Raw genomic sequence first — 1,191 nt, forward strand, 5'->3', positions numbered from 1 at the left:
GTAGCGCAGGCGCGTCTCATGGGGTGTGAGGTAACCCCAGTGCACGTGCTTGCGCAGGCGGCGTCTGTTGTAGAAGGTCTCGATGAAGTCGAAGATGTCGGCGCGGGCGGTCACGCGGTCGGGCCAGAAGCGGGTGCCGATCTCCTCTTTGAGTACAGCCCAGAAGCTCTCCGCGGCGGCGTTGTCGAAGCAGCTCCCGGTCCGGCCCATGCTTTGCCTGTGCCCCAACACGCCGATTCTGTCGCGTAGTTGGCGGGAGGTGTATTCCGATCCGCGGTCGCTGTGGATCACGCAGCCGGGCTCCAGGCGGCCCAGCGCGGCGGCCATGTCGAGCGCATCGACGACGAGTTCGGCGCGGTGGTGGTCGGCCATCGAGTAGCCGATGACCTCACGCGTGGCCAGGTCCAGCCACGAGGCAAGGTAGAGCCAGCCCTCGGCGGTGGGGATGTAAGTGATGTCCCCGACGATCTTCGTGCCGGGGCGGGTGGCGGTGAAGCCCCGGCCGATCAAGTCCGGCGACGGGGCGGCTTTGGTGTCGGCCTTGGTCAGGCTGCGGCGGCCGGTGCGCCGGCTGTTCCCGGCGATGCCGTGCTCCCGCATGACCCGTGCCACCCTCTTGCGGTTGACCAGCCGGTCCTGTCGGCGCAGTTCAGCGGTGACGCGCGGGACGCCGTAGTTCCGGCGGGAGGCGAGGTGGATCACCGTGATCTCGTGCGCCAGGGCCTCATCGGCCCGCCGCCGTGCTTCGCGGGCTTCCCGTCCGGCCACCCACGCGTAGTACGTGGACCGCGCGGTCTTCATCACCTTGCACAGCAGCGTGACCGGGTAGTTCGCCTTCTCCACGTGGATGAACCGGCATATCGCGCTCACCGGTCGCTCTCCTTCGCGAAGAAGGCCGTCGCTTTTTTCAAGATCTCGATCGTTTTCGCCTGCTCAGCAGTCAGCTTCCTCAGCCGCTTCAGCTCCTCGTCCCGGTCGTCGGCGCTCTGCCCGGCCCGCCCGGCCACGGGACCGGATCCGGTGTCCTGAGCTGCTCGGGCCTTCTTCACCCAGCCCCGCAGGGACTCCGAGCTGACCCCGAGCTCCCGGGCGACCTCGGTCACCGTCCGGCCCGACGACCGCACGAGCTCGACCGCGTCCCGCTTGTACTCGTCCGAGTACCGCTTCATGTACTTGCTTCCCACCTGGCAC

2 protein-coding genes are annotated in these 1,191 nt (G+C 68.0%); both read right to left on the reverse strand.

The annotated features are described in order from the left end of the window. On the reverse strand, window positions 1-870 hold an 870-nt coding region (locus IEZ19_RS49910; protein ID WP_189317976.1), incomplete at its 3' end, for an IS3 family transposase. Next, window positions 867-1,191, reverse strand: a 325-nt coding sequence (locus tag IEZ19_RS49915) for a transposase (RefSeq protein WP_229841753.1), incomplete at its 5' end; no start/stop codon positions are given. The genes IEZ19_RS49915 and IEZ19_RS49910, both read right to left, overlap by 4 nt.

This window comes from Streptomyces brasiliensis (genome assembly GCF_014647875.1).
In the GTDB taxonomy this organism is placed as follows: domain Bacteria; phylum Actinomycetota; class Actinomycetes; order Streptomycetales; family Streptomycetaceae; genus Streptomyces; species Streptomyces brasiliensis.